At 68.8% G+C, this 26029-nt stretch carries 21 protein-coding genes; 13 read left to right on the forward strand and 8 right to left on the reverse strand.

The window, feature by feature from the left end:
• Positions 1 to 10: 10 nt before the first annotated feature.
• The gene (locus tag ACIOTO_RS13560; RefSeq protein WP_400858285.1) at positions 11 to 547 is read right to left on the reverse strand and encodes a hypothetical protein; all 537 of its coding nucleotides are present in this window, start codon (positions 545 to 547) and stop codon (positions 11 to 13) included.
• Positions 548 to 885: 338 nt separating this feature from the next.
• Here ACIOTO_RS13560 and ACIOTO_RS13565 point away from each other — a divergent pair, with 338 nt between their 5' ends.
• Both ACIOTO_RS13565 and ACIOTO_RS13570 read left to right on the forward strand, forming a co-directional pair.
• Positions 886 to 2190, forward strand: coding sequence for an ABC transporter substrate-binding protein (locus tag ACIOTO_RS13565; RefSeq protein WP_400858286.1), 1305 nt, complete (start codon positions 886 to 888; stop codon positions 2188 to 2190).
• Positions 2191 to 2349: 159 nt separating this feature from the next.
• Complete coding sequence (locus tag ACIOTO_RS13570) at positions 2350 to 6876, forward strand: polysaccharide lyase family 8 super-sandwich domain-containing protein (RefSeq protein WP_400858287.1); 4527 nt, start codon at positions 2350 to 2352, stop codon at positions 6874 to 6876.
• Between the two features lie 143 nt (positions 6877 to 7019).
• Here ACIOTO_RS13570 and ACIOTO_RS13575 read toward each other — a convergent pair whose 3' ends face one another.
• The 3 genes from ACIOTO_RS13575 to ACIOTO_RS13585 are packed head-to-tail and all read right to left on the reverse strand — an operon-like array spanning position 7020 to position 9944.
• Positions 7020 to 8102, reverse strand: a complete 1083-nt coding sequence (locus ACIOTO_RS13575) for a glycosidase (RefSeq protein WP_105710228.1) — start codon at positions 8100 to 8102, stop codon at positions 7020 to 7022.
• 34 nt (positions 8103 to 8136) lie between these two features.
• Entirely contained in the window at positions 8137 to 9009 is an 873-nt protein-coding gene (locus ACIOTO_RS13580) for a carbohydrate ABC transporter permease (RefSeq protein ID WP_400858288.1), read from the reverse strand.
• Complete coding sequence (locus ACIOTO_RS13585; RefSeq protein WP_400858289.1) at positions 9006 to 9944, reverse strand: carbohydrate ABC transporter permease; 939 nt, start codon at positions 9942 to 9944, stop codon at positions 9006 to 9008. Before ACIOTO_RS13585 ends, ACIOTO_RS13580 begins: the two co-directional genes overlap by 4 nt.
• A 217-nt stretch (positions 9945 to 10161) precedes the next feature.
• On the opposite strand from ACIOTO_RS13585, the gene ACIOTO_RS13590 reads away from it, so the two are divergent.
• Both ACIOTO_RS13590 and ACIOTO_RS13595 read left to right on the forward strand, forming a co-directional pair.
• Positions 10162 to 11280 carry a LacI family DNA-binding transcriptional regulator gene (locus ACIOTO_RS13590; RefSeq protein ID WP_105710225.1) on the forward strand — a complete coding sequence of 373 codons (1119 nt, stop codon included), beginning with the start codon at positions 10162 to 10164 and terminating at the stop codon, positions 11278 to 11280.
• Positions 11277 to 12062: an HAD-IIB family hydrolase gene (locus ACIOTO_RS13595; protein ID WP_036303254.1), complete on the forward strand. Its 786-nt coding sequence runs from the start codon at positions 11277 to 11279 to the stop codon at positions 12060 to 12062. The genes ACIOTO_RS13590 and ACIOTO_RS13595 overlap by 4 nt, the downstream gene beginning before the upstream one ends.
• Before the next feature lie 22 nt (positions 12063 to 12084).
• On the opposite strand, the gene solA is transcribed toward ACIOTO_RS13595, so the two are convergent.
• Positions 12085 to 13266: an N-methyl-L-tryptophan oxidase gene (gene solA / locus ACIOTO_RS13600; RefSeq protein WP_400858290.1), complete on the reverse strand. Its 1182-nt coding sequence runs from the start codon at positions 13264 to 13266 to the stop codon at positions 12085 to 12087.
• Positions 13263 to 13829: a TetR/AcrR family transcriptional regulator gene (locus ACIOTO_RS13605; RefSeq protein WP_029261516.1), complete on the reverse strand. Its 567-nt coding sequence runs from the start codon at positions 13827 to 13829 to the stop codon at positions 13263 to 13265. The genes solA and ACIOTO_RS13605 overlap by 4 nt, the downstream gene beginning before the upstream one ends.
• A 94-nt stretch (positions 13830 to 13923) precedes the next feature.
• Between ACIOTO_RS13605 and ACIOTO_RS13610 the strand changes: the two genes are divergently transcribed.
• The 6 genes from ACIOTO_RS13610 to ACIOTO_RS13635 all read left to right on the forward strand — a co-directional run bounded on the left by ACIOTO_RS13610 (position 13924) and on the right by ACIOTO_RS13635 (position 19783).
• Positions 13924 to 15150, forward strand: coding sequence for an amidohydrolase family protein (locus ACIOTO_RS13610; RefSeq protein WP_400858291.1), 1227 nt, complete (start codon positions 13924 to 13926; stop codon positions 15148 to 15150).
• A 5-nt stretch (positions 15151 to 15155) separates the two neighbouring features.
• Positions 15156 to 16049 (forward strand): alpha/beta hydrolase, encoded by an 894-nt coding sequence (locus ACIOTO_RS13615; RefSeq protein ID WP_400858588.1) that lies wholly within the window; start codon positions 15156 to 15158, stop codon positions 16047 to 16049.
• Positions 16042 to 17421, forward strand: a complete 1380-nt coding sequence (locus ACIOTO_RS13620; RefSeq protein WP_400858292.1) for an FAD-binding oxidoreductase — start codon at positions 16042 to 16044, stop codon at positions 17419 to 17421. The genes ACIOTO_RS13615 and ACIOTO_RS13620 overlap by 8 nt, the downstream gene beginning before the upstream one ends.
• A 195-nt stretch (positions 17422 to 17616) precedes the next feature.
• The gene (locus tag ACIOTO_RS13625) at positions 17617 to 18003 is read left to right on the forward strand and encodes a hypothetical protein (RefSeq protein WP_262001178.1); all 387 of its coding nucleotides are present in this window, start codon (positions 17617 to 17619) and stop codon (positions 18001 to 18003) included.
• 92 nt (positions 18004 to 18095) lie between these two features.
• Entirely contained in the window at positions 18096 to 19196 is a 1101-nt protein-coding gene (locus tag ACIOTO_RS13630; protein WP_262001177.1) for an ATP-binding protein, read from the forward strand.
• Positions 19197 to 19240: 44 nt separating this feature from the next.
• Positions 19241 to 19783 carry a hypothetical protein gene (locus ACIOTO_RS13635; protein ID WP_262001176.1) on the forward strand — a complete coding sequence of 181 codons (543 nt, stop codon included), beginning with the start codon at positions 19241 to 19243 and terminating at the stop codon, positions 19781 to 19783.
• Positions 19784 to 19811: 28 nt separating this feature from the next.
• Here ACIOTO_RS13635 and ACIOTO_RS13640 read toward each other — a convergent pair whose 3' ends face one another.
• Positions 19812 to 21605: a 2-isopropylmalate synthase gene (locus ACIOTO_RS13640; RefSeq protein ID WP_400858293.1), complete on the reverse strand. Its 1794-nt coding sequence runs from the start codon at positions 21603 to 21605 to the stop codon at positions 19812 to 19814.
• A 184-nt stretch (positions 21606 to 21789) separates the two neighbouring features.
• Here ACIOTO_RS13640 and ACIOTO_RS13645 point away from each other — a divergent pair, with 184 nt between their 5' ends.
• Positions 21790 to 22458 carry a FadR/GntR family transcriptional regulator gene (locus ACIOTO_RS13645; RefSeq protein ID WP_400858589.1) on the forward strand — a complete coding sequence of 223 codons (669 nt, stop codon included), beginning with the start codon at positions 21790 to 21792 and terminating at the stop codon, positions 22456 to 22458.
• A gap of 11 nt (positions 22459 to 22469) precedes the next feature.
• Here the strand turns inward: ACIOTO_RS13645 and helR are convergent, their stop codons facing one another.
• Positions 22470 to 24602: an RNA polymerase recycling motor ATPase HelR gene (helR, locus tag ACIOTO_RS13650; protein WP_400858294.1), complete on the reverse strand. Its 2133-nt coding sequence runs from the start codon at positions 24600 to 24602 to the stop codon at positions 22470 to 22472.
• A gap of 164 nt (positions 24603 to 24766) precedes the next feature.
• Here helR and ACIOTO_RS13655 point away from each other — a divergent pair, with 164 nt between their 5' ends.
• The gene (locus tag ACIOTO_RS13655; protein WP_400858295.1) at positions 24767 to 25351 is read left to right on the forward strand and encodes an NADPH-dependent FMN reductase; all 585 of its coding nucleotides are present in this window, start codon (positions 24767 to 24769) and stop codon (positions 25349 to 25351) included.
• Between the two features lie 263 nt (positions 25352 to 25614).
• Positions 25615 to 25998 (forward strand): hypothetical protein, encoded by a 384-nt coding sequence (locus ACIOTO_RS13660; protein WP_400858296.1) that lies wholly within the window; start codon positions 25615 to 25617, stop codon positions 25996 to 25998.
• Positions 25999 to 26029: the final 31 nt, after the last annotated feature.

Here is a 26029-nt window from a genome sequence, read left to right on the forward strand (position 1 = left end):
GCGAGGGATCTCAGAGGCGGACGGCGGGCAGCGGTTCGACGTCGTGGCCCCGGGCGCCGAACGATCCGCGAGCCCGCGCCTGGATCAGAGGCAACGCTTCGGAGAGGCTTCCGCCGAGTCGGTGGAGCGAATCGAGCGAGCGGGACTCCCAGACGGCGAACTCCCCGTCCGGGGTGCGCGACGAAGTGTCCCACAGCAGCGCGTCACCGTTCTCGCTCCACCCGAACACTCGCAACGACACCGGCCGCGACCAATCGCCATCGGGCTCGACCATCCACTCGAACTCCTCTTCCTCGCCCTCCCGATACACGGAACGGAACCGAGCGGTGAGATTCTCCCCACGCCCCTGAAGGCCGTCGGCGAAGCCGGGAAGAACGGGTGGGTAGATCAGCCAGAGGCCGAAGAGTCGAGCCCAGCCCGCACGCCGGATGAACGCACGATACGACTCAGGAAACCCTCCTCCGTCCGGAAAACGGTACGAATCGAGAAGCTCCAGATCGACGTGCTCGAGAGTCGGACGACCGTTCACCGTCAACGTGTGAAGCATGAATCGACTCTACGAGAAGTGTCCTGGTGGTGACGGATTCAGGGCACGAGCACGATGCGCCCGAACACCTCACCGGCATCCATGAGCCGGTGCGCCTCGGCGGCGGCGCTCAGGGGGAGGGTGTCGTGAACCAACCGCGGGTTTAGTGCTGTTTAGCATTATGATGGCGAGCGAGGGTTCAGGATCGCTTGCTAGACAAGGGGATGCGCGAGGATCCCACGGGCATTGACTTAACGAAACAAAACCGGTTTACTGATCGTGCCCGGCCTCCCGTAAGCGCCCGGTCCCGACAGCAAGGAAGCCGTCACCCGAGCTTCCGAACGAAGGAGTTTCTCGCAATGAAGCGTTATGCAGGTGTCCTCGCCCTGGCCGCCCTCGCCCTGCCCCTCGCCGCCTGCGGCTCGACCGGTGGCGGCGACGCCCCCGAGAGCGCAGAGCTGACCTCGGGCCCGATCACGATCTGGTACTCCACGAACGAGCAGGAGATCGCCTGGGCGGAAGCCGTGGTCGAGGCCTGGAACGCCGACCACCCCGATGAGAAGGTCACGGCCGCCGCGATCCCGTCCGGCAAGTCGTCCGAAGACGCGATCGGCGCGGCGATCACGGCGGGCAACACACCGTGCCTCGTCTACAACACGGCCCCGGCCGCGGTGCCGGCCTTCCAGAAGCAGGGTGGTCTGGTCAACATCTCGACGACCTTCGACGACGGGGAATCGTTCATCACCGAGCGGTCGGGGGCCGCGGCAGACGGCTTCCGCTCGCCCGACGGCGACCTGTACCAGGTGCCGTGGAAGGCCAACCCCTTCATGCTCTACTACAACAAGGACGTCTTCGCGGCGGCCGGACTCGACCCCGAGAACCCCGAGCTGGCGACCTACGACGACGTGATCGCGGCCGCGGCGGCGATCAAGGAGAGCGGTGCCGCCGACTACTCGCTCTACCCGCCTGCGTCCGGCGACTACACCAACGCGCTCTTCGACTTCTATCCGTTCTTCCTCGCCAACTCCGGCGGCACCCAGCTGGTGAGCGACGGCGCCGCCGCGTTCACCAGCGATGAGGGCCTCGAGACCCTCGAGTTCTGGAAGACCCTCTACGCCGAGGGCTACTCCTCGGCCGAGGCGTACAGCGGCGACGCCTGGGCCGGTCCCTTCGCCGACGGAGTATCGGCCATGGGCATCGCGGGCCCGTGGGGTGCCGGAGCGTTCGACGGCAAGGTCGACTACGGCATCGTGCCTCTGCCGACCGCCGACGGCACCGCGCCCGACGAGACGTACACGTTCGGTGACTCGAAGAACGTCGGCCTCTACACCTCGTGCGAGAACAAGCAGACCGCCTGGGACTTCGCGAAGTTCTCGATGGATGCCGACAACGACCTCGTCCTGCTCGAGACCACCGGGCAGTTCCCCATCCGCGGTGACATCGACACGATCGCCGGCGACTTCCTGGCCGGCGACCCGGTGCTGTCGACGTTCGCCGCCTCCGTCCCGCTGACGGTCGACGTGCCCAACGTCGCCGGTGCGACCGAGATGTGGCAGACCTTCCGCGACGCGTGGGGTCAGGCCGTGCAGGCAGGCGAGGGCGACCTGAAGGAGACCTTCTCGACCGCCGCAGACAAGATCGACGCCCTGATCGCCCAGGGCTGATCGATCCGATCGGTCCCCCCGCCGATCACCCCGGGGTGCGCGCGATCGCGCACCCCGGGCTTCGCTCCGTGCACCTGCAGGCGCGCGCGGTCGCGTTCTTCCTCCCGCTGAGGCATCCGCCTCGCCTGCCCTTCGGCACACCGGCAAAGGAGCCCAGCCATGAGACGCATCACCGCGTTCATCGCCTTCACCGTCGCCCTCGTCATCGGCTCGTCCGCGCTCACCACGGTGCCGGCATCCGCCGCTCCCGAAGACGATGTCGCGACGGTCATCGACCGCCTCGAGGAGTACTACCTCGGGCAGGGCGACGACATCATCATCGCCAACGGCATCTACCTCGCCAAGACCTCGGAGGCGCTGGACTACGTCGCGTCGCAGCAGGAAGACGGGTCGTGGGCCGACGTGAACTACGCCGATCGCACGAGCTCGGCGAACGGCAGCGTCTGGTCGGCGTACACGGCGCTCTACCGGATGCTCGCGATGACGCAGGCGTACAAGGACCCGAAGGCCGCAGGCCACGGTGACAAGCGGCTGGTCGACGCGGTGCAGCGGGCGCTGCTGCACTGGGACCGGGTGAACCCCGGCAACACCAACTGGTGGGAGACCGAGATCGGCGAGTCGATCGCGATGGGACGCATCTCGATGTTCCTCGGCTCCGAGCTCAGTGAAGACGCCTTCCGCGTCAGCCTCGCGCACAACACCGGCAAGCTCGACCCGGTCGGGGCGAACGGCTCGTGGCGCACGTCGAACTACATCTTCGAGGCCCTCTCCACCGGCGACATCGCCAAGGTGAAGGAGGGGTTCGCGACGATCGTCGCCACCATCGCGGTCGACCACTCCGGCACCGTGAAAGAGGCGGTCCAGCCGGACGCCAGCTTCTGGGCCCACGGCGCGCAGCTGTATAGCGAGGGCTACGGGATGGTGCTGTTCACCTACGCGGCCCTGTGGTCGGACGTCGCACGCGGCACCGGACTCGCGTTCACGCGCGCGCAGCTGGACTCGATCGCCTTCTACTTCATCGAGGGAACCCGCTGGCTCATCCGCGGAGAGATCGGCATGCTCTACCTCAACTACCGACCGCCGAAGACCGTGGGCGACATCACCAGCCACGCCTCCGAGTTCATCGAGCCGCTGCAGCGCATGGTGCGCACGGACGCCCTCTACTCGACCGCCTACCAGGCCGTGCTCGACGGGGTGCTCGGTAAGACCGAGACGAACGGCGTCACCGGCGCGAAGTACTTCTGGCGCTCGGAGTTCGCATCTCACCAGCGCGACGACTACGGCATCTTCACCCGTCTCAACTCGTCTCGCACGTTCGGCGCCGAGCTGCGCACGTCCTACCGTGACGATCTCGGCAACCCTGTCTTCTGGAACGCGATGGGCTCGACCGCCATCCAGGTCAACAACCGCGAGTACCTCGATCTGGGTCCCACGTTCGACTGGTGGCACTACCCCGGAGTGACCGCACCTGACGAGAAGCGCACGGAACGCGGATTCGAGAACCGTGGGCGCAACGGAGACGCCGCGAGCTTCACCGGCGGCACGTCCGACGGGGAGTTCGGCGCGAGCGTGCTCACCCTCGACGCCGCGGGCACCGGCGCGCGGAAGAGCTACTTCACATTCGACGAGGGCATGGTCGCGCTCGGCGCCGGCATCGCCTCGACGAGTGGCGCGGCCGTGCACACGACGATCAATCAGACATCCGCCAAGGAGAACGCGACCGTCGGCGGCAAGCCCGTCGCGGGCGATGCAGACGACCAGAGCGTCGGGGGCGCCCGGTGGGCCTACAACGACGAGGTCGGATACGTCTTCGCAGACGGCCAGGACGTGAGGGTCTCGAACCGGGCCCAGTCCGGCAGCTGGGAGGGGCAGGGAGCCGTCAGCCGCGACGCTTTCACGCTGTACGTCGATCATGGGACCAAGCCGACCGCCGGCACGTACGACTACACGGTGCTGCCGGCGGCCACCCCCGCCGAGGTCGCCGCCTTCGCCGACGAGCCCGCCATGCGCACGCTCCGCAACGACACCTCGGTGCAGGCGGTGCGGCACGACGCGGCAGGGATCACCATGGCGACGTTCTACGCCGCCGGGACGCTCGACCTCGGCGGCGGTCGCGCACTGACCGTCGACCAGCCCAGCATCGTGCTGCTGGACGAGCGCGGCGAGACCCCCGTCGTCAGCCTCTCCAACCCCGACCGCCCCGGGCTGTCCGTCGGGGTCTCCCTCACCGGCGGCGGCCAGGACCAGCACGCGAGGTTCGCGCTCGGGTCGGGCGAGAACATGGGCAGGACCGTCACTTCCGCGCTCGCCGCGGGCCCACTCCCGGCGACCTCTGCGTTCTCGGCGAGCAGCACGGCAGACGGCTCGTCCGCCGCCGCGCTCGGGGATGACGACCGGGACACCGCGTGGCGATCGGCCGGCGACGGCACGCAGTGGGCGGCCGTCACGCTGCCCCGCGGAGCGTGGGTCACGAAGGCGACCATCGACTGGGCGGATGCTCCCGCCGGCGACTTCGTCGTGCAGACGTCGCAGAACGGCGTCGACTGGACCGACCGAGCCCACGTCACCGACGGCGACGGCGGGGTCGACGAGATCCCGCTCGACCCGACCCCGGCGGAGCACGTGCGCGTGCTTCTGCTCGACGGCGAGGGGGAGGGCTACGGCATCCGCGAGCTGTCGGTGGCGTCGAGCGTCAATCTCTCGATCGACAGTGCGACGCGGGCCTCGGGCTACGCGGGATACAACCTCGTCCACGCCCTCGCCGACGGCGATCCGTCCACGCGCTGGCGCGGCAACAACGCCAACAGCGCCTGGGCGCAGGTCGATCTCGGCGAATCGAAGCCGGTGTCGACGGTGCGGCTCTCGTGGGAGGCGGCGTATGCCAAGGCGTACCGGATCCAGCTGTCCGACGACGGCAGGAACTGGCGCGACGCCTACGTCACCCCTTCAGCCGGGAGCGACGGCGGTGTCGATGTGATCACGCTGAACGACCAGAGCGCCCGTTTCGTGCGCATGCAGACCGTCACGCGTGCTCTGGACTACGGACCCTCGCTGTGGGAGTTCGAGATCTTCTCCGATCGGCTGGTCGCCGAGGCCCCCGCCGTTCCGGTGGCCAACGCCAACCTCGCGCTCGGCCGCCCGACGACGGCCGACAGTGTCCACCAGAACAACGCCACGATCACCGGGCCTAAGGCGACCGACGGCTCCCGCTCGACCAAGTGGTCGTCGGCGCGAGCGGCCGCCGAGCACTGGCTTCAGGTCGACCTGGAGAGCGTGCGGTCGGTCTCGCGCGCCGTGGTCGCCTGGGAAGCCGGCACATCCAACGACTATCGCATCGAGGGCTCGGTCGACGGCACGACCTGGGTACCCCTGGCCCGCGTCCAGGCGGCGCAGCCGACGCTCATCCACCAGCACGACTTCGCGGCGACCGACGTGCGTTACGTGCGCCTGTCCGGCATGCCGGCGACTCAGTACGGACTCAACATCTGGGAGCTCGAGCTGTACGGCGGGTACACCTTCGAGTGCGCGGGACCGGTCTCGGCCGGGCGCGACGGTGCGGCCGTCGTCGCCGCGACGGTGTCGCCGGTGAACCCCGCCGACACGTTCACGGCGGTGGTGATGGACGACTCCGTCGCTACCGTGAAGGGCGATGCCCGTGTCTCGGCAGACGGCAGGGTCGAGGTCGACCTCGCGACCCACGACCCCGGGCGCACGACCGTCGGCATCCGCCACCAGGGCGGCAGCGAGATCGCCTGGTGCACGGTGACCGTGGTCGCCGACACGGGTCGGCTGCAGGCGCAGGTCGACGCGGCGAACACCCTCGACAGCACGGCCTACACGTCGGCCAGCTGGAAGCCGCTGCTCCCCGCGCTCGAGGCGGCCAAGGACGTGCTCGCCGCGCCCGGGTCACCGCAGGGTCAGGTGGATGCGGCGGCCGACGCTCTCGCGGCGGCACTCGCCGGGCTCGTCCGACTCGATGCCGCTCCGAGCGCGCCGCGCGATGTCGTCGCGACCGCTTCCGGCAACCGGGTGAACGTGCAGTGGACGGCGCCCGAGAGCGTGGGCGGATCGCCCATCATCGCGTACGAGGTCGCCGTGGGCGACCGTGTCGTGCAGGCCGAAGGAGCCGTGCTCACGGCAGCCGTCATCGGGCTCGCCGCCGGCGAGTACGCCGTGACGGTGCGGGCGCAGAACGCGGGCGGGTGGTCCGTGCCCTCCGCCGCGATCGCCGTCGTGGTCGATCCCGAGGTGGTGACCCCGAGCGTGACGGTCGAAGGCTCGCCGAAGGTCGGCGGACGCATCCACGTCAGCGGCGTCGGATTCGAGCCGGGGATCGAGTACACCGTTCAGCTGCGTTCCACTCCGGCCGATCTCGGGACCGTGACCGCCGAGACGGACGGCAGCTTCGCCTTCCGCGGAGTCGTGCCCGAAGATGTCGAGGCCGGCGCGCACACGCTCGTCGTGATGCTCGACGGGGCGGACATCGCCTCGACCCCGGTGCGGATCATCGCCGCCGCCGGCCCGGGTGCGCCGGGCGGGCCGGGCGACGGCGGAACCGACGAATCCGGCGCGCTCCCCGCCACCGGAGGCGACCTCGCCTGGCTGCCGTGGACGCTCGCCATGGCGCTGCTGCTGCTGCTCTCGGGCGCTGTAGCGATGAAGGCGCGACGGCAGCCCCGCGACTGAACCGCGGCACGGACGAAGGGGCCGTCTCCCGAGGGAGGCGGCCCTTCGTCGGTGCCCTCGCGCGAACGCCAGGCCCTTGTTCGGACCACGCATGCGGAAGGGCCGCCTCCCCGATCAGGAGACGGCCCTTCGAACGCTGCGGATCAGAGGCGGGTGAGCTCCGCGACACCGATCGACGAGTCGGCCATGCCGTAGAAGACGAAGGTCCGTCCTCCGATCTCCTCGACCGCAGTGGGGAACACGACGTTTCCGAGGGTTCCCCGCAGCTCCTCCGCGGTCTCGGGTGCGAGCAGGGGCTCCGCCGAGCGGGCGAGCACGCGGCGAGGGTCCTCCGCGTCGAGCAGGATCGCACCGGCCGAGTAGCGCGAGCCGTAGGCCAGCTCGAAGCCCTTCGGAGTGGCGCCGGAGACGCCGTGGTGCAGCAGCAGCCAGCCTTCCGGCACGCGCAGCGGCGAGGGTCCGGCGCCGATCTTCGCGCTCTCGTAGGCCATCTCGGGCCCGACGAGCATCGCCGAGTCGTGCAGGCGCGTCAGGGCCGTGATGTCTGCCGTCGCCTCGTCGAGGTCGATGTAGCCGATCCAGATCGAGGGACGTACTTCGTCGATGCCTGCCGGGGGTCGTGCCCCCTCGCCGGGTCGCAGCCAGTCGAGATCCCACATCGGGCGGTGCAGCACGGCGATGCGCGGCTTCCCGTCAGGACCGGGCACCGGCTCGGGGAAGAAGACGATGTCCTTGTTGGCGAACAGGTTCAGGTCGGTCGCGAGTTCGGGCTGATAGGCGAACTGGATCGGGCCGAGACGGTGCCACGTGACGGTGTCGCGCGAGTACGCGAGCGCCGGTCGTGGCCCCAGCGGTCCGTAGGCGATGTACGTCATGACGTGCAGACCGAGCGGTTCCAGGAAGGTGATGCGCGGGTCTTCGACTCCGGCGTTCTGGTGGCCGTGCTCCCACTGCTCGTCGGGGGAGAGCACGAGGCCGAGGCGCTCGACACCCGTCGGCACGCCGTCCTCGATGATGACGCGGGCTCGCGCGATTCGTGAGACGTTGCCCTCTGCGACGACCCGTGGGTAGAGGTAGAGCTCGTCGTCCGGCCCCCAGGCGGTGCCGGGGTTGAGGACGCCCTCGGCCTCGAGCGGGTCGGCGGGGTCGGCGGTCATGATCGTGCCCAGTCGCGTCAGGGCGTAGGGGATCGCAGTCGTCGGAGCGGAGGAGGGGAATGGGGTCATTGCCTTGCTTTCGGGGTGTTTCGGGGTCGACGGCTCAGCCCTTGATGGCGGAGCCGAGGTTCGCGGACGTGAAGTGTCGCTGGAACATCAGGAACAGCACGACCACCGGCACGGCGAGCACGCACGCGCCCGCGAGGACGGCTCCCATCGGGTTCTCGAGGAACGACCCGTTCGTCTGCGAGAAGTTCGCGAGGCTGACGGCGAGCGTCTGCTTCGTCGCATCCTTGGTGACGAGGAACGGCCACAGGAACTCGTTCCACGGACCGATGAACGTCACGAGCATCGCCGTGAGCACGGCCGGGCGCACGAGCGGAACCGCGATGAGGAGCAGGATGCGCAGTTCGCTGGCTCCGTCGATGCGTGCGGCGTCGAACACGTCGCGGGGGATCTGCAGGAAGTACTGGCGGAAGATCAGCACGGCGACCGAGTTGATCGCGAACGGCAGGATCATCCCGATGAAGTTGTCGGCCAGGCCGAAGTAGCGCACGACCATGACGTACAGCGGGATCATAAGCAACTGGAACGGGATCGCCTGCACGAGCAGCACGAGCGCGAACACGAGCCCGCGTCCTCGGAACGACAGCACCGCGAGCGCATAGCCGACGAGCAGCCCGAACACGAGCGTGCAGCCGACCACGCCGGCGGTGAAGATGAGCGAGTTCAGCAGCGAGCCGAACAGGTTCACCGATTCGTTGATCTCGACGAAGTTGTCGAAGGTGAGGTTCTGCGGCAGCGGGAGAAGGCCGAGGAGGCTGGTGTCGCGTTTGCGCTGGAGGGCGCCGATCACCATGTAGTAGAACGGCACGAGGGCGGCGAGGGCTCCGACGAGGAGCAGGGCGAACCTCAGGGCGGAGATCACCCGGCCGCTGCGGCCGTGGCGCGTCGCCCGGGTGGTCGTGGCGGTCATCGGGTCCTGCCTTCCGTGATGCGGCGCGAGACGAGCGAGACGATCATCACCGCGATGACGAGGATCATCCCGATCGCGGCGGCGATGTCGGGCTTGCCCTGCTGGATCCCCTGCTGGTACATGAGCAGCGCCGGGGTCATGGATGCGCCGTTCGGCCCGCCGCCGGTAAGCAGGTACGGCTCGGTGAAGATCTGGCCGGTGGTGATGATCGACAGCAGCACGACGAGGGAGGTCACGGGGCGCACGGCGGGGAGCGTGACCGAGCGGAAGCGCTGCCAGTGTCCTGCCCCGTCGAGCTGCGCGGCCTCGTGCAGCTCCTTCGGCACGTTCTGCAGGGCGGCGAGGTAGAGCAGGATGTAGAAACCGAGGTTCTTCCACGTGACGTACACCGCGATGAGCGGCATGATCAGGGCAGGGTTCGCGAGCCACGAGGGGTCGGGCGCGAGCGATCCGAGCATCGAGTTCACGACGCCGTTGCCGTTGAAGAGGAAGATCCAGACCGCGAGCGTCGCGACGGATGCCGTCACGTACGGAACGTAGTACGAGATGCGGAAGAAGCCCTTCCAGTGCACGACGGCGTCGAGCCCGGACGAGAGCAGCAGTCCGAGGACGACGGTGAGTGGCACGTTGATCACGAGGAAGATCAGGAGGTTGCCGAACGCCTGATGCACAACGGGGTCGCCGAGGACCGTCGCGAAGTTCTCGAAGCCCACGAAGGGGTGGGGCACCTCCACCCCAGGGGCGGTGAAGTAGAAGTCGTGCACCGACATCCAGATGCCGAAGCCGAAGGGGATCAGGAACACCACGATGACGAAGAGCATGTAGGGGGCGCTCAACAGCAGGCCGAGCGGATTCTCGCCGAGCCAGCGACGCAGCGTGCTGCCGCGTCGGCGGACCCCGACGTTCGATTCCTGCGCTGGTGCGTCACTGCCCATGGCGTGTGTTCCTCACTGATACGACCGTCCGCCGAGTGCCCGTGCATCGATCTCGGACGGGTCCCGGCGTTGACAACTCTCTTAGTAAACCGGTTTTGGTCAATCTGGTCAACTGGTGGGGTCGCCCGGATCATGGCGGCGGGATTCGGCGCGACACAGGCCATATTGGAGATCTCAGAGTGACTAAATCCGGCTAAACGTGGGATACGATTCGAGCATGACAGCGACCCCCTCCGAAGCGCCGGATAGTGGTACGGGTGCGAGAGACTCCATCGCGGCGGCGGCTCCGCGCGACCGCAAAGTGACGATCGATGACGTCGCAGCTCGGGCCGGCGTTTCCAAGAGCGCGGTGTCGTTCGCGTTCAACGGTCGGCCAGGTGTGGGTGAGGAGACGAAGGAGCGCATCCTCCAGGCGGCCCGTGAACTCGAGTGGCGTCCGGATGCGCGAGCGCGTGCCCTGTCGCGGAGCCGCGCACAGGCTCTGGGGCTCGTGATCCTCCGTGACCCTGAACTGGTCAGCACCGATCCGTTCTTCGCTCAGTTCGTCGCCGGTGTGGAAAGCCACCTCTCGACGGTCGGATATGCCCTGGTGCTTCAGGTCGTAGACGGACAGGACGCCGAGAAGGAGGCATACTCGCGGTTCGCGCGAGAAGCGCGCGTCGACGGAGTGTTCATCACCGACCTTCGTGTCGACGACGAGCGGCCGAGCGCGCTCGCCGCGTTGGGTGTGCCCTACGTCGTCCTCGGATCGCCCGAGGGTGAGGGGAGTGCTCCCATCGGATTGGACGACGCGGCCGGCGTCCGGCGCGCCGTCCGTCATCTGCATGCGCTCGGTCACCAGCGCATCGCCCATGTCGCCGGGGGTGACAGGTACGTGCACTCGCGCGTGCGCCGTGAAGCCTGGGAATCGGAGATGCGACGGCTCGGGCTCGAGCCGGGTGGTGTGGCGCAGGGGGACTTCACCGGAGGATCGGGAGCACGAGCCACCCACGAGCTGCTGGACCAGACGGAAGCGCCGACGGCGATCATCTACGCCAACGACATCATGGCGATTGCGGGAATCTCGGCAGCGATCGACCGGGGTCTGCGTGTGCCGCAGGACCTCTCGGTGGTGGGATTCGACGACATCCCGCTGGCGCCGTACATCACACCGCCGCTGACCACGGTGCGACAAGACGTCTTCCGGTGGGGCAATGCCTGCGCCCGCACACTGGTGGCGCTGATCGAAGAGCGGGAGCACGCGCCGATCGACTTGCCCGCGGTCGAGTTCGTGGTGCGGGGAAGCACGGCGAAGGTGCCGATGCCGTCGGAGACCCTCCCGGAAGGGAACGAATGAACGACGGCGCTCCCCGTCTGATCGCGTTCGATCTCGACGACACGCTCGCGCCGTCGAAGAGCGCTATCCACCCCGTGATGGGAAGGCTGCTGTGTGCGCTCGCCGGCCGCATCGACGTCGCCATCATCTCGGGAGGAAGCCTCGAGCAGTTTCTCGTTCAAGTCGTGGATCGACTGCCCGAGGCGGATGCCGCGACTCTCTCCAGCTTTCACCTGCTTCCTGCCTGCGGAACCCAGTACTACCGAATCGGACTCGCCGGCGTCGAGACCGTGTACGCCCGCAGCCTCGCCGCAGACGCCCGAGCCGAGGCAATGGCTGTCGTGGAGGAGGAGGCGCGGCGACTCGGCCTGTGGGAGACCAGGCCCTGGGGCGAGATCGTCGAAGACCGAGGGTCGCAAGTCACATTCTCCGCGCTGGGCCAGCACGCTCCCGTCGGTGCCAAGTCCGCGTGGGACCCGACCGGAACGAAGAAGAATGCGCTGCGCGCCGCCGTCGCCGCTCGCCTCCCGGAGCTGGAGGTGCGGTCGGGTGGCTCGACCTCGGTCGACATCACCGAGCGCGGTATCGACAAGGCCTACGGGATGAAGCGGCTCGTCGAGCAGACAGGCATCCCGCTCGACGACATGCTCTTCGTCGGCGACCGTCTGGACGTCGACGGGAACGACTATCCGGTGCTCGCGATGGGCGTCCCCTGCAAAGCCGTTGCAGGTTGGGAGGACACAGCCGCATTTCTCCGAGGTCTCATCCTCCGCTCAGGGGTGCGGGACAGCACTGCTGGATGAGGCTGACGCGCCCGCCGTCCCGTCACCCTGGTCCCAGCCGGAAGACGGGCACGAAGTCGGGGTCGACGATCGCCGGGCGCCGCAGGCTGAACGCGGAGATGTCGTGCTCGGTGCGGCCGACGGTCAGCAGCTCGGCGAGGATCCGCCCCATCAGGCTCGCGAACTTGCCCGCGTGGCCGGCGCCGTTGAACACCGCGACATGGGGATGGCCGGGGATGGTGTCGAGCACGAAGTCCCTGTCGGCGGGCATGTCGTACACGCAGGTCTTGCTCATCAGGAGCGGGCCGGCGGCGGCCGGAAGGTGCTCCCGGAGGAAGTCGTGGAGCAGCAGCGGCTCCGTGTCGTCGGGGACGAACGTGCGCTCCGACGACGAGATGAAGCGCCCGCGCATGTCCCGGGCGATCTTGATCGCCGCTTCGCCGTAGACGGGGAACCCGTAGTGCACCTCGTCGGCGTGGTGGATCCAGATGGGGAACCTGTCCGGAGTGAACTCCGCGAGGTTCGATGAGGAGAAGTACCCGACCTGCTCCTGGCTCAGCGTGAGTTCGAAGGAGAGGCCGAGGTCAGGCATGAGGTCGCCCAGCCACGAACCGGCGGCGACGACGAGGTGGCCAGCGTCGAACGAGCCCTCCGAAGTCGTCACCGTGACCCCTTCGGCGGTGACCCGCACACCGGTCACGACCACCCCCGAGCGGAACTCGACCCCGGCGGCCCGGGCGAGCGACACATGAGCGGACACTGACCGGCGGATGTCGAGGATGCCGCCCTCTGCCTGATGAATCCCGATCGTGTCGTCGCTCACGTTCCACTGCGGGTACTGCGTGCGGATGTCGTCGATCGTCAGTTCGTCGTAGCGGATGCCTGCGGCATCCATCGCCCGGCGGTACCCGTCGATCTCCGCCGCGCCGGGGCTGCCCGCGGCCGCGAGGTCGATCCCTCCGGTCTTCGTGTAGACCTGCAGACCAGAACGCTCCTCGACCTGGGCCCAGGCGGCGAACATCGCATCCGTGAGCCGGGTGTAGTCCTCGCGATGGTAGGCGCGGCGGATGATCCGAGAATGGTCACCGGAGGAGCCGAAGGCATGGCCGAGCTCGAACTGCTCCAGCACGAGAACGCGCTCTGCGCCGGCCTGCGCCAGCCAATAGGCGGCCGCGGATCCGATGGCTCCGGCACCGATGACGATGTGAGAGTAGCCCTGGGTCATGTCGTCGACTCCTTCGTGAACGATGCGATGAAACGGTCTGCGGCGGCATCCACCTCCGCCGAGGGGCTGAGCAGTCGCTGCAGCAGGAGTCCGCGCATGCCGGCGACGGCGACGAGGCTCGACTGCGCGGCATCCGTCGCCGTGAATCCGTCGCGGCGGGCAGCTGCTTCGAGGAGACGCGTCAGATCGTCGAGATCGGCCACGAACTCGTCGTAGGCGCCGCGCTCATAGACGGCCAGGCCGATCAGGTGGAAGAACGCACGGGTCCGCTCCTCCTGTGCTGGGCTCGAATAGAAGTCCCAGATCGCCCGGAACAGATCGATGAATCCGAGGCCCTCGCTCGTCGCCGCGATCATGAGATTGTCGCGGCGGCGTGCTTCGGAGAGCACAGCGCTGAGCAGACCCGGCCGCGAACCGAAGTGGTAGGTCAGCAGCGTGTGGTGCACGCCGAGGCGCTCCGCCACCTGCCGCATCGACAGGTTCGGGCTGGGGCCGTTCTCGCCGAACTCGTCGAACAGCGCCTCCAGGAGCCGTGCCCTTCCTTCGCCCACCGGTGCTCGCATGTTGCCTCCGTTGACTTCTTCACCACTGTTGAGTACGTTAGCGCACAACCAATTCACCACTGTTGAGGACGCAGTCGTTCTCGGAAGAGGCGTCATGACCGAGATCTGGTTCGCAGGCGGGATCATCGCCGACGGGTCCGGCGCCGAGCCTTCGCCCGCGGACGTCTGCGTGGAAGACGGCGTGATCACCCGGATCGGATCGGCTCCGGCGAGCGCGACCACCGTGGACCTCGACGGCATGCTGCTGACGCCCGGCCTGATCGACGCCCATGTGCACTTCGGACTCTCGAGCCCGATCCGCGCGCAGTTCGGCTTCCAGCTCTCGGCCGCGGAGATCGCCGCCGACATCTTCCACACCGCGAGCCGCACCCTCGACGCGGGATTCACCACCGTGCGCGACACCGGAGGCATCGACGGGGGAGTGGTCGACGTCATCGCGAAGGGCAAGGTCCGTGGTCCGCGGGTGCTGTCGTGCGGCCCCGTGCAGTGTCAGACCGGCGGACATGGCTACTACGGGGCGGCGTGGGAGCCGACCGAGCTGTGGGAGACGCACCACATCCCCGGGCTCACGGCCCTGTCCCTCATGTCGGGTAACGCCGACGAGCTGCGGCGCAATGTGCGGGAGTCGTTCCGGCGCGGGGCGACGTTCCTGAAACTGTGCGTCACGGGTGGTGTCGTCGGCGGCCACGACCGCCTCGAAGACACGCAGTTCACGGTGGCGGAGATCGCGGTCGCCGTCGAGGAGGCCGCAGCGCGCGGCACCTACGTGACCGTGCATGCGCACAACAATGCCGGCATCCGCAATGCGGTGCGGGCGGGCGTGCGCTGTGTGGAGCACGGAACGGACATCGATGAGCCGACCGCGCAGCTCATGCGGGAGCGCGACGTGGCGCTCGTCCCCACCTTCGCGGTGGTCGATCAGATCATGGACCCCGGGAGCCTCGACGTGGACCCATCGACACGCGACCGCCTGGCCGGCGCTCGTCGACGCATGGCGAACGCGCTCGAGATCTCCCGCGCAGCGGGCGTGCGGATCGGCCTCGGCTCCGACCTCCTCGGACCCGAGCAATACCGCAGAGGCGAGGAGCTGCGACTGCGCGCCGAGCTGGAGTCGCCCATGCAGGCGCTCGTCTCGGCCACCCGCGTCAATGCCGACATCCTCGGCATCGGAGACACCGTCGGGATGCTCCGCGTGGGCATGGCGGCCGACATGGTCGCGTGGGAGCGGAACCCGCTCGACGATGCCCGCGTCTTCGCGGATCCGGACATGGCCGTCTTCGTCGTGAAGGCCGGCCGCATCATGAAGGGAGACACCCAGTGAGCGCGATGCTGAACGGCTGCTTGGCCGACACGGAGTACCTCGAGGTCACGGCACGGTCGGGACATCGCTACGCGGTCTGGGTGACGACGCCCCCGGGCTATGCGGAATCCGCCGAGCCCCTGCCGCTGATCTACGTGACGGACGGCAACTGGGCGGTCGGGCTCACGGCCCCGCTCATCGTCACCCAGGCGGACCCCTACCTCACGATCGCCCCCTACATCCAGATCAGCGTCGGCTATGCCGGTGACGAGGCCGCGCAGTGGGCTCAGCTTCGCAACCGCGACCTCGTGCCGCCGGGAGAACCCGTGGGCGACGAGATGCGGAGGACACTCACGGCCGCCCGCGACTCCGGGGCGATGACCCCGGAGCACGTCGACGCCTACCTCGCCCAGCTGGCCGACACCCACGCCGACGTCTTCCTCGAATTCCTGACGGAGGAGCTCCACCCCCTCCTGCAGTCGAAGTTCCGTGTGAGCGAGACCGGTCATGGGCTCTTCGGCTACTCCTACGGAGGTCTCTTCGCCCTGTACGCCTGGTTGCAGGCGACGTCTCCGTTCGCGACGTTCGGCGCCGGCAGCCCGGGTGTCGCGGCCACGGACAGCCAGGTGTTCCCGCTGATCGCCGCGCTTTCGAACCACGATCCCGCCTCCTCCGCTCGGCGGCTGCACGTCACGCTGAACGAAGCCGAGCTGTTCGGAGAGATTCCCATCTACCGGGAGATCGGGCGCAACCTGCTCACCGTCGTCGAAGAACTGCATGCGAGGGGACGCGCGGGGGACGTCTCGAGGGCCATGCTGCACGAGACCCACCTCACCGGGCTGCAGGCCTCGTTCCTGAGCTACCTCAAGACCTGCCACACGCGCTCGGGGTCGATCCACGGCGACGATGCCCGTGAGTGAGTCCGCGCTCCTCGCCGATCTCTCCGCGGCTCTTCCCGCCGACCGTCTGACGACGGACCCGGATGTGCTCGAGAGCTACGCGCACGACGACGCCGAGTGGGCGGAGTGGTCGCAGCCCGCCTGCCTCGTGCGACCGCGCACCCCCGAGGAGGTGCAGGCGGTGGTCCGGGCATGCCTGCGCCATGACACCGCGGTCGTCGCCCGTGGGGCGGGCACCGGGCTCTCCGGCGGTGCCAACGCGCTCCCCGGCTGCGTCGTGATCTCCCTGGAGCGGATGAACGCCGTGCTCGAGGTGGACGAGCTCGAGCGCCTCGCCGTCGTGCAGCCCGGGGTGGTGAACGACGACCTCCGCGCCCGCGTCGCCCAGAACGGCCTCTGGTATCCACCGGATCCGGCGAGCTCGCCCTGGTCGACCATCGGCGGCAACGTCGCGACGAATGCCGGCGGGGTCTGCTGCGTGAAGTACGGCGTCACCCGGGACTACGTGCTCGGGATGCAGGTCGTGACCGGGACGGGAGAGCTCGTGCGTCTGGGACGCCGCACCGCGAAGGGCGTCGCGGGATACGACCTGACCGGTCTTCTGGTCGGATCCGAGGGGACGCTCGGTATCGTCACCGAGATCACGGTGCGACTGCGGCCGGCTCGCCCGCCCGAGCAGACGATCGCCGGGTTCTTCGACTCGCTCACCGACGCGGGGGAGGCGGTGCGCGAGGTCGCGGCTGCCGGGCTCACGCCGTCGGCGCTGGAGCTGATCGACCGGAACTGTCTGCGCGCGGTCGACGACTGGAAGAACATGGGGCTCTCGGCCGACGCCGCGGTCGTGCTGCTCGGGCGTGTGGACACCCCGGGCGCCGCAGGGGAGGAAGAGGCCGCCGCACTGTTGGCCGCCTTCGAGCACGGCGGTGCCACGTGGGCCGACCGGAGCACGGACGAGGCCGAGGGGGAGGCGCTCTTCGCCGCCCGACGACTGGCCTATCCGGCCTTGGAACGCCTCGGTCCCGTCCTGACCGAAGACGTGTGCGTCCCGAAAGCCGCCGTTGCGGAGATGCTCGGACGCATCGAGGCCATCGGACTCGCGAATGACGTGCTCATCGCCAACATCGCGCATGCGGGCGACGGCAACCTGCATCCGCTCCTCGTCGTTCCGGCCGGTGACGACGAGGCGCGCGCTCGCGCGGAGAAGGCGTTCACGGAGATCATCGACGCCGCCCTCGCGCTCGGAGGCACTGTCACCGGCGAGCACGGCGTGGGTCTGCTCAAGCGCGAGGGGTTGGTGTCAGAGCTCGCTCCCGCCGTCCTCGACATGCATCGAGCGATCAAGGCCGCGCTCGACCCCGCCGGAATCCTCAACCCCGGCAAGGTCATCGGGTGAGAGCGGAAGTCGGTGTGCCCGGTCAGGAGCTCGCCCGGGTGATCGGAACGTTCGTATGCGAAAGGGCTCTCCAGGTCGAGCGGCACCAGGCCGATGGATCGAGCCCTCGGCAGGGTCGGAGAGCACACCCGAGCCGAGGGCGCTTCCCACAGGGCCAGGATGCCGATCCTGTCGCTGCATCCGTACTCTGGTGGCATGACCGAAACCGCATCCTCCGTGCAGGGGCGCGCGCAGCGATCGACGCGCCGACCACCGGTCCTCTGGGGGCTGCTGTTGACGGCCACCCTGTTGGCAGCGGGGACGGTCGCGCTCATCTGGCTCGTGGCCGTGCCGGTGGGCCCCGTCGTGTGCGCCGCGGTCTACCCGGCGACGAGCAATTGCTTCCTCGAGCACCGCGAAGGCAGCGCGCTGGTGATGACGGTGATCGTCGTGGCCTTGTACGTGCTCACGATGCTCCTCGCCGCGTTCCTCGGCCGACCGCGGGGCGTGGTCGTCACCGGGGTGATCCTGCTCGCCATCGCTCCGTTCGTGTCCTACGCGGTCGTGGCCTGGGCCCCGGGCTTCGCGATCGGGATCCCGTGACGCAACGCCGCCGACTCTGGCGCCCAGCCGCGGGATCAAGGATGATATCGATCATCGCCAGGACACCGTGAACGAAAGGGCGTACCGCGACGATGACGAACCTCACGATCGGAACTGTTCTCGGCGATGCCGGGGCAAGAGCCGAACTCGACGCGCGGCGTTTCAACCGCCACACCTTCTGGGTCGGTCAGAGCGGGAGCGGCAAGACGTACGCGCTCGGCGTGCTGCTGGAGCAGTTGCTGCTGGAGACCGAGCTGCCGATGCTCATCCTCGATCCGAACGGCGACTTCACCCGGTTGCGCGAGACCAGGGCCACGGCGAACGATGCGGATGCGTCGCGGATCGCCGCGGCGGACATCCGGGTGTTCCGTTCGGGCGCAGGGGTGGGCGACGGGGACCGGCTGCATGTGCGCTTCGTCGATCTGGTGCCCTCATCGAAGGCGGCCGTGCTGCGGATGGATCCCATCGCCGACGCCGAGGAGTACAACGCCCTGATCCATGTCGAGCAGGAGGCCGAGAGCTTCGACGCGCGCGACATGCTCCCCGACCTGCGCGCGTCGGACGACCCCGCCCTGGTCGGACTCGCGAACCGGATGGAGAACCTCGAGGTCCTGGAGTGGGAACTGTGGTCGCGCGGTGCCCTGTCGGTGGTGGACACGATCGACCAGCGCCCGCGGGCGACCGTCCTCGACCTCGGTGGCTTCGAGCACCGGCCGGAGCCGAAGGTCGCCGCTCTCGCCGTGCTTGAGCACCTCTGGTCCCGGCGCGAGGAGCGCCGTCCGTTGCTGATCGTGATCGATGAGGCGCACAACCTGTGCTCGCCGAATCCGGAGACGGCGGTCGAGCGAGCCCTCACGGAGCAGCTGGTGCAGATCGCGGCCGAGGGGCGCAAGTTCGGGCTCTGGTTGCTGCTCTCCACCCAGCGGCCGACGAAGATCCACCCCAACGTCCTCTCGCAGTGCGACAACCTCGCGCTGATGCGGGTCAATGCACCCCGGGACCTCGCCGAGCTCGCCGACGTGTTCGGCTTCGCCTCGGAGGAGGCCATCCGTCGGTCCGCGCAGTTCGTGCAGGGGCAGGCGCTGTTCGCCGGTGGTTTCATCGCCGAGCCGACGTTCGTGCAGATGGGCGCGCGGCTCACCGAGGAGGCCGGTGGCGACGTGAAGGTCCCACTCCGGGCGGGAGATGAGTGAAACTCGACGAGGGCCGTGCGCGGCGAGCGGAAGCGGCGACGGAGATGACGACGAACAGGTCTGCTGCGGACGACGGGATCCTGCGTGTGCACCGTGTGCTGCGCCCCGGATTCGGGACGGAGGCCGCCGTCTACGGCACCATCCTCGTCAGCGGTCTCGTCGCGGTGTCGTCCGCGCACGGGGAGACATCCTTCGCGGTTCTCATCTCCGTAGCCGTGACGGTCCTCGTGTTCTGGGGTGCGCATGTCTACGCCGGCACCGTGGCGAGAGTCAGCGACCGTGATGAGCGAGCTCGCGGTGAGCGCGTCGGTGTGCGGGCGGCGTTCGTCGCGTCGGTGAAGCACTCCCTGGGCATGCTCACCTCGGCGGCCGTTCCGGCGATCATCCTGCTCGCCGGAACGACACGGGTGATCCCCGACGGGCTCGCGAACGACCTCGCGCTGTGGTCGGGAGTCGTGATCCTCGCCTTCCTCGGCTACGTGGCATTCCTCCGCCGCGGAAGCCCCCAGGTCGTCCGCCTGCTCGGGGCGCTGGCCACGGCGTCGTTCGGGATCGCGTTCGTCGTGCTCAAGGCGCTCGTGCACTGATGGGGGTGGCGCGAGCGCGGCAGCCCGATCAGGCGGCGCTACCCACCGGCACGGTGGTGCGGATGCTGTTCGCGGCGGCGATCACGGCCGACAGGGTGGCCGCCAGCACCGAGCGCCCTCGGCCGGCCATCCATCGGTCGCCGCCCGACGAGCGGTGCTCCAACAGGGTCAGTGCGTCGCTGTCGTTGCCGGAGCCGACGCTCGTCTGATGCAGGCTGACCACATCGACGCGGATGCCGTGGGCGTCGAGTGCAGCGGTGAGGGCCTCGACCGGGCCGACCTCGGTGTGGTCGGTGACGTGCGCGTGTCCGTCGATGCGCAGCGTGATGGCGGTGTGGGTGCGCCCGGCGCTCTCGGCGATGTCGTACGCGATGAGCTCGACGGCAGCGGCGGCCGGGCGGATGTACGCGCTCCCGAACACGTCCCACAGCTCGGCGGCCGTGATCTCCGCTCCGGTCGCATCCGCGTGGCGCTGCACGTGGCGGGCGAAGTCGATCTGCAGGCGCCGGGGCAGTTCGACGCCGTACTCGGTCTCCAGCAGGTAGGCGATGCCGCCCTTGCCGGATTGCGAGTTCACACGGATCACCGCGTCGTAGTCGCGTCCGATGTCGGCGGGATCGATCGGCAGGTAGGGAACCCGCCACTCGACCTCGTGCTCCGGGCGCCCCTCTGCGGCCGCACGGGCGCGGTGCTCGGCGAAGCCCTTCTTGATCGCATCCTGATGGGTCCCGCTGAACGCCGTGTGGACGAGGTCGCCCACGTAGGGATGCCGGGCATGCACCTCGATCCGATTGCTGTACTCGACAGTGCGGCGGATCTCGTCGATGTCAGAGAAGTCGATCATCGGGTCGATGCCCTGTGCGTGCAGGTTCAGTGCGAGGGTCGCGATGTCGACATTGCCGGTGCGCTCGCCGTTCCCGAAGATGCAGCCTTCCACCCGCTGAGCTCCGGCGAGCACGGCCAGCTCTGCGCAGGCGATCCCGGTACCGCGATCGTTGTGCGGATGCACCGAGAGGATCACCGCATCGCGGCGAGCCAGGTTCTTGTGCATGTACTCGATCTGGTCGGCGTACACGTTGGGAGTCGCCACCTCGACCGTCGCCGGCAGGTTCAGGATGACCGGGCGCTCGGGAGTCGCATCCCACAGGTCGGTCATGGCGTCGCAGATGTCCAGGACGTAGTCGGGCTCGGTGAGGTTGAACACCTCGGGCGAGAACTCGAACCGCACGTTCGGCAGATCGCCGGCGAACTCGAGCACGTCGCGACCGCCGGCGAGGATGAGCTGCTTCAGATCTGTTTCGCCGTAGCCGAGGACCATGTCGCGCCAGGTCGGAGCCGTCGCGGTGTACATGTGGACCACGACCGGATTGCGGATGCCGCGGATGGAGGCGACCGTGCGCTCGATGAGATCGCGACGGGCCGGGGTGAAGACGACGATGGTCACGTCGTCCGGCGCGATGTCGCTCTCGGCGATGAGGCGGACGAAGTCGTGATCGGTCTGCGACGCCGAGGGGTATCCGACCTCGATCTCCTTGTAGCCCATCGAGACCATCAGCTCGAAGAAACGCCGCTTCCGGTCGGGGTCCATCGGTTCGGCGAGTGCCTGGTTGCCGTCGCGCAGGTCGACGGGCACCCACAGGGGCGCCGCAGTCAGGCGGTGCGTGGGCCAGTCGCGCTCGATCAGGGGAACTTCCACTCGCGAGAACACGTCGCGGTAGCGGTGCGAGGGCATCTGCGAGTGCCGTTGCCGGTTCCAGGACGGTGCGTGTGCGGGTACCGGACCGGCCGGCGTGGAGATGCGGGAGGCGGGTGTCGTGGTCATGGCGGTGCTGCTTCCTTCGTTCAGAGAGGCGACCGGCGCATGTCCGACTCCACGACGGGGAGCCGGTCCGGCTATGCCCCGCCGTGGCGGCGAAGAAGAAGGTGCTCTGACGTGAACATGGCTAGACTGTAGCAGAACTCCTCAGACAAGTAGACGAAACCTATCGATGAGAGATCGGACGATCATGGCGCAGGTGAAGCGCGCACCGCTGGCGGATCAGGCCGCGGAGCTGCTGCTGGAGCGGATCCGCGGGGGAGAGTGGACGCTGGGGGAGAAGCTCCCCGGCGAGACGACTCTCGCACCGCAGCTCGGAGTGGGGCGCTCCACGGTCCGCGAGGCGATCCGTCAGCTCGCCGGGCGCGGGGTGCTGGCCTCGAGGCAGGGGTCAGGAGTCTTCGTCACCGCGCTGGACGCCCCGGAGGACTGGGACTCGGTCCTCCGCCGGGCCGGAGTCGTCGCGGTGATCGAGGCGAGGGTCGCGATCGAGACCGAGGCGGCGGCGCTCGCCGCCTCACGACGCACGCCCGCCGATCTGCGCGCCATCCGCCGTGCTCTGGCCGGTCGTGCTGCGCACCGCTCGGATATCGAGAGCCACGTCGACGCCGACACGGTCTTCCACCGGTCGATCGTCGCCGCAGCACACAACCCGGTCCTGCTCGATCTGTTCGACAGCTTCACCCCGCGGCTGCGGGAGGCCATGGTCGAGATGCTCCGCATCCGCCGGGTGTTCGGCGGCGACGAGGACCACGATGCGCACGCCGTGCTCGCCCGGGCGATCGCCGACCGCGACGCGAAAGGCGCGGCCGACCTCAGCCGCGCCCACCTCCTCACGCTGCGTGACGCGCTCGCCTGAGGGGCCGCTTCTCACCTCAGGATGACCAGCTCTCGAGTGGTCCTGGTCATGGCGACGTAGCGGTCGACGGCGCCCGTCACATCGTCACCGAACTGCTCCGGCCGCACGAGGGCGACCAGGTCGAACTCGAGCCCCTTCGCGCCCTCGGGGGTCAGCGACCGTACCCTTTCCCTCGGTGCGAAGCCGGGGTCGCCGATGACGCACGCCACGCCGTCGGGATGCGCGTCGAGCCAGGTGTGCAGCACCTCCGGCAGTGATGAGGCTTCGCCGAAGCGCACCGGAACGCCGCTCTCTCGCACCGACGTCGGCACGTTCGCGTCCGGGATCGCCGCCAGCACGAGGGGGGCCGCCGTCGCCATCACCTCCGCGGGGGTCCGGTAGTTCACTCCGAGGTGGGTGATCCGCACGTCGCGCAGACCGATGCGCGTGAGCCTCTCCTCCCAGGTCTCGGTGAAGCCCTGCCGCGCCTGCGCGCGGTCGCCGACGACCGTGAAGCTGCGCGAGGGGCAGCGGGCGACGAGCATCCGCCATTCCGCATCCGTCAGCTCCTGCGCTTCGTCGACGACGATGTGGCCGAAGGGGCCGGCCAGCGCGTCGGGGGTGAGCGCCGGCGGGGCGTCGACGCCGAGCAGCACGTTCCGTGCGTCCTGCCCGCGCAGGATCGACATCACCTTCATCTCGCTGTCGTCGTCTTCGATCAGGTGGTCGACGACGTGGGAGATCTGCTCCTGCGCCGAGGCGATCACGGCCTGACGGCGGTGCTCCTCGCGCACGGACTCCGGGTCGCCGATGCGGCGCCGCGCCGCGTCGAGGAACGGGAGGTCCGCCGTGGTCCACGGCGTCGTCCCTTCCCGGTGCAGCAGCGCGACGTCGTCAGCGGACAGCCCCGGAGCGCACTGCCGGAGCAGATCGGGCGAGCTCCACATCCGCTCCACCACGGTGGTCGGGGACAGCAGCGGCCAGGCCCTCACGAACGTCCCGGTGAGGTCGTCGTCCTGACGCAGCCAGCGCCGGATCGCGTGCGGTGGCACCTCCTCGTCGCCGACCTGGTCGACGAGGATCTCCAAGAGCTCCTCCCACACATCATCCCGAGCCTCGTTGTGCGACGCTGCGGGGTCGGCAGCGGCGAACACCTCGCCCCACTCCTGACGGCTCAGCCAGAGGTCCGCCCACGGCGACTCCAGACGCATGGCGTGCTGCGGCGGACGCTCGAAAGACCGCGCCGCGGCATCGAGCATCAGGTCGGGGGAGAGGGAGGCCTTCAGTGAGGCCACGCGCGGATCCGGCTCCTCGACGGCGGTCGCACCCTCCGGGACGAGGTCCCGCAGCGTGCACAGTCGCACCGTGTCCTCGCCGAGGCTCGGCAGCACGTCTTCCACATAGGCGAGATAGTGCGCGTTCGGCCCGACGAGCAGCATGCCCCCTGCGCCCTGTGTCAGGCGCGGTTCCGCGTACAGTAGCTGCGCGGCCCGGTGCAGAGCGACGACCGTCTTTCCCGTGCCAGGACCGCCGTCCACGACGAGCGCGCCGGGGGAGGGCGTGCGGATGATCGCGTCCTGGTCGGCCTGGATCGTCGCGAGCACGTCGCGCATCCGCGAGGTGCGGTGCGTGCCGAGGCTGGCGATGAACGCGGACTGATCGTCCAGGGACGCTGCGCCGTCGAACCCGGCGGGGGTGAGCGCCTCGTCCCAGTAGTCGTTGATGAGCCCGTCAGTCCAGCGGTATCGACGACGCGAGACGATGCCGCGCGGATCCTCCATGGTCGCGGCGAAGTACGGTTCGGCCGTCGGGGTCCGCCAATCGACGAGCAGCCGGGTGCCGTCCGCCGCAGCCAGCCCCGTGCGGCCGATGTAGATCGGTTCGCCCTCTGCCGGCGTCATTCTGCCCAGGCAGATGTCGATGCCGAACCGTTGCAGGATCCGGAGCCTCCCGCTCAGGCGTCGGATCTCCAGGTCGCGGTCCACGGCACTGTCGCCGAATCCCGCACGCTGGCGGCGCACCTCGGCGAGACGTCGGGCGACCTCGGCGCGCTGCTCCTCCAGGGTGTCGGCGATCCGTCGGAGGTGCTCGCGGTCGGCATCGAGAAGGGCGGGGGTGGCTTTCGCACTCAGATTCTCGGGCAGGTGGAAGGGATCGAAAGGCATGGGTCTCCTTCACGCGCGAGGGCCGGATCGCACGAGCGAGGGTCGATTCTGCCGCAGGGATGGGGCCTTGCGGCAAGCCCCCATCCCGGAGATATCCTGGAAATGGAAGGACGCGGGGATCACGCTGACGCATTCGACCGACTGCCCTCCCTGCGGAGCACACCATGACGCATCGCATCGGCTATCTCATCGGAAGTCTCGCGCAGGACTCGATCAACCGGATTCTCGCGAAAGCGCTCGTGGGGCTCGCGCCGCCCAGCCTGGAGCTCGTCGAGATCCCGATCCGGGACCTCCCGCTCTACAACCGCGACGATGAGCTCGATCCGGTAGCCGCGGTGACGGAATTCAAACGCGCCATCGAGGGCTCCGAGGGGCTGCTGCTGGTGTCGCCCGAGTACAACCGCTCCATCCCCGGTGCGTTGAAGAACGCGATCGACTGGGGTTCCCGCCCCTGGGGCCACAACTCCTTCGCCCGCAAGCCCACCGGCATCATCGGCGCTTCCACCGGAGCCATCGGTACGGCAGTGATGCAGTCGTCGATGCGCAGCGTCCTCAGCTTCCTCAACGCCCCGCAACTGAACGCCCCGGAGGCGTACATCACGTTCGATCCGGAGGTCTTCGGCGCGGACGGCGAGGTGAAGGATGCCGGCACGCGGGAGTTCCTGCAGCACTACATGAACGAGTACGCCGCCTTCGTCGCGCGGGTGCTGTCGCTCACCGCACCGGGCCACGTCGGGGATCAGGGCTAGTCGGCGGGGTATGCCCTCCCGAACGATCCGCCCCAGACGGTACCGCCGAGAGGGCTGACCGTCCTTCCCGGACGGTTGGGGAGGCGGCGAAGTTCTCGCTGCGCTCTCGGCTGATCTCCCCAGATCTCAGCCTGTAGCCCCCGCTACCTGAGCAGAGTACCGCTTAATCGGCTTGTCCGCCATTTGGGGGACAAAGAAATTTACGAATGTTGCACATCCAGGTCACCTGTTGTCTTCCCTGCGGCGATGCCTAGGGTGGACTCATGGACAGATTGCTCGTGCTCACCGCTCAGGTCGCCATCGCCCACGGCCACCGGGTCGAGGTGACCGAGCAGGTCGATCCGCTCACCGACGAACCCGTCGTCCTCGCTCTCGTCGACCTCGACACGGGCATCCGCTACCGGCGCGCGGAGGAGCCGGGCGGTGATTTCTCGCGATGGATCGGCCGGGTGTTGGAGTGCACGGTGACCATCGGCGGAGTCGGAGCGCGCACCACTTTGCTGGTCGATCCCATCGGCCCCGGAGCGACCGGAGCCAAGATCGCGCTGCGCGGCGCCGACGCGGCCGCCGACGCCGCGAAGGCGGAAGCCGACCGATGGGGTGGCGCGGATCGTCCCCCGGTGGAGGAGCCCGAGCGCTTCTGGTGAGATCGCCCCGGGGGCGCTGAGGCCCGTGTCG

Origin of the sequence: Microbacterium sp. NPDC087592, assembly GCF_044743585.1 — a bacterium.
Classification (GTDB): domain Bacteria; phylum Actinomycetota; class Actinomycetes; order Actinomycetales; family Microbacteriaceae; genus Microbacterium.

What these genes read in the sequence shown, in the direction of transcription:
- ACIOTO_RS13610 (WP_400858291.1), top strand. Translation starts at nt 13,924, where the DNA reads ATGACCGAGATCTGGTTCGCAGGCGGGATCATCGCCGACGGGTCCGGC.
- ACIOTO_RS13640 (WP_400858293.1), bottom strand. Translation starts at nt 21,605, where the DNA reads ATGACCACGACACCCGCCTCCCGCATCTCCACGCCGGCCGGTCCGGTA.
- ACIOTO_RS13630 (WP_262001177.1), top strand. Translation starts at nt 18,096, where the DNA reads ATGACGAACCTCACGATCGGAACTGTTCTCGGCGATGCCGGGGCAAGA.
- solA (WP_400858290.1), bottom strand. Translation starts at nt 13,266, where the DNA reads ATGACCCAGGGCTACTCTCACATCGTCATCGGTGCCGGAGCCATCGGA.
- ACIOTO_RS13595 (WP_036303254.1), top strand. Translation starts at nt 11,277, where the DNA reads ATGAACGACGGCGCTCCCCGTCTGATCGCGTTCGATCTCGACGACACG.
- ACIOTO_RS13655 (WP_400858295.1), top strand. Translation starts at nt 24,767, where the DNA reads ATGACGCATCGCATCGGCTATCTCATCGGAAGTCTCGCGCAGGACTCG.
- helR (WP_400858294.1), bottom strand. Translation starts at nt 24,602, where the DNA reads ATGCCTTTCGATCCCTTCCACCTGCCCGAGAATCTGAGTGCGAAAGCC.
- ACIOTO_RS13575 (WP_105710228.1), bottom strand. Translation starts at nt 8,102, where the DNA reads ATGACCCCATTCCCCTCCTCCGCTCCGACGACTGCGATCCCCTACGCC.
- ACIOTO_RS13565 (WP_400858286.1), top strand. Translation starts at nt 886, where the DNA reads ATGAAGCGTTATGCAGGTGTCCTCGCCCTGGCCGCCCTCGCCCTGCCC.
- ACIOTO_RS13560 (WP_400858285.1), bottom strand. Translation starts at nt 547, where the DNA reads ATGCTTCACACGTTGACGGTGAACGGTCGTCCGACTCTCGAGCACGTC.
- ACIOTO_RS13570 (WP_400858287.1), top strand. Translation starts at nt 2,350, where the DNA reads ATGAGACGCATCACCGCGTTCATCGCCTTCACCGTCGCCCTCGTCATC.
- ACIOTO_RS13590 (WP_105710225.1), top strand. Translation starts at nt 10,162, where the DNA reads ATGACAGCGACCCCCTCCGAAGCGCCGGATAGTGGTACGGGTGCGAGA.
- ACIOTO_RS13585 (WP_400858289.1), bottom strand. Translation starts at nt 9,944, where the DNA reads ATGGGCAGTGACGCACCAGCGCAGGAATCGAACGTCGGGGTCCGCCGA.
- ACIOTO_RS13645 (WP_400858589.1), top strand. Translation starts at nt 21,790, where the DNA reads ATGGCGCAGGTGAAGCGCGCACCGCTGGCGGATCAGGCCGCGGAGCTG.
- ACIOTO_RS13580 (WP_400858288.1), bottom strand. Translation starts at nt 9,009, where the DNA reads ATGACCGCCACGACCACCCGGGCGACGCGCCACGGCCGCAGCGGCCGG.
- ACIOTO_RS13625 (WP_262001178.1), top strand. Translation starts at nt 17,617, where the DNA reads ATGACCGAAACCGCATCCTCCGTGCAGGGGCGCGCGCAGCGATCGACG.
- ACIOTO_RS13660 (WP_400858296.1), top strand. Translation starts at nt 25,615, where the DNA reads ATGGACAGATTGCTCGTGCTCACCGCTCAGGTCGCCATCGCCCACGGC.
- ACIOTO_RS13615 (WP_400858588.1), top strand. Translation starts at nt 15,156, where the DNA reads ATGCTGAACGGCTGCTTGGCCGACACGGAGTACCTCGAGGTCACGGCA.
- ACIOTO_RS13605 (WP_029261516.1), bottom strand. Translation starts at nt 13,829, where the DNA reads ATGCGAGCACCGGTGGGCGAAGGAAGGGCACGGCTCCTGGAGGCGCTG.
- ACIOTO_RS13635 (WP_262001176.1), top strand. Translation starts at nt 19,241, where the DNA reads ATGACGACGAACAGGTCTGCTGCGGACGACGGGATCCTGCGTGTGCAC.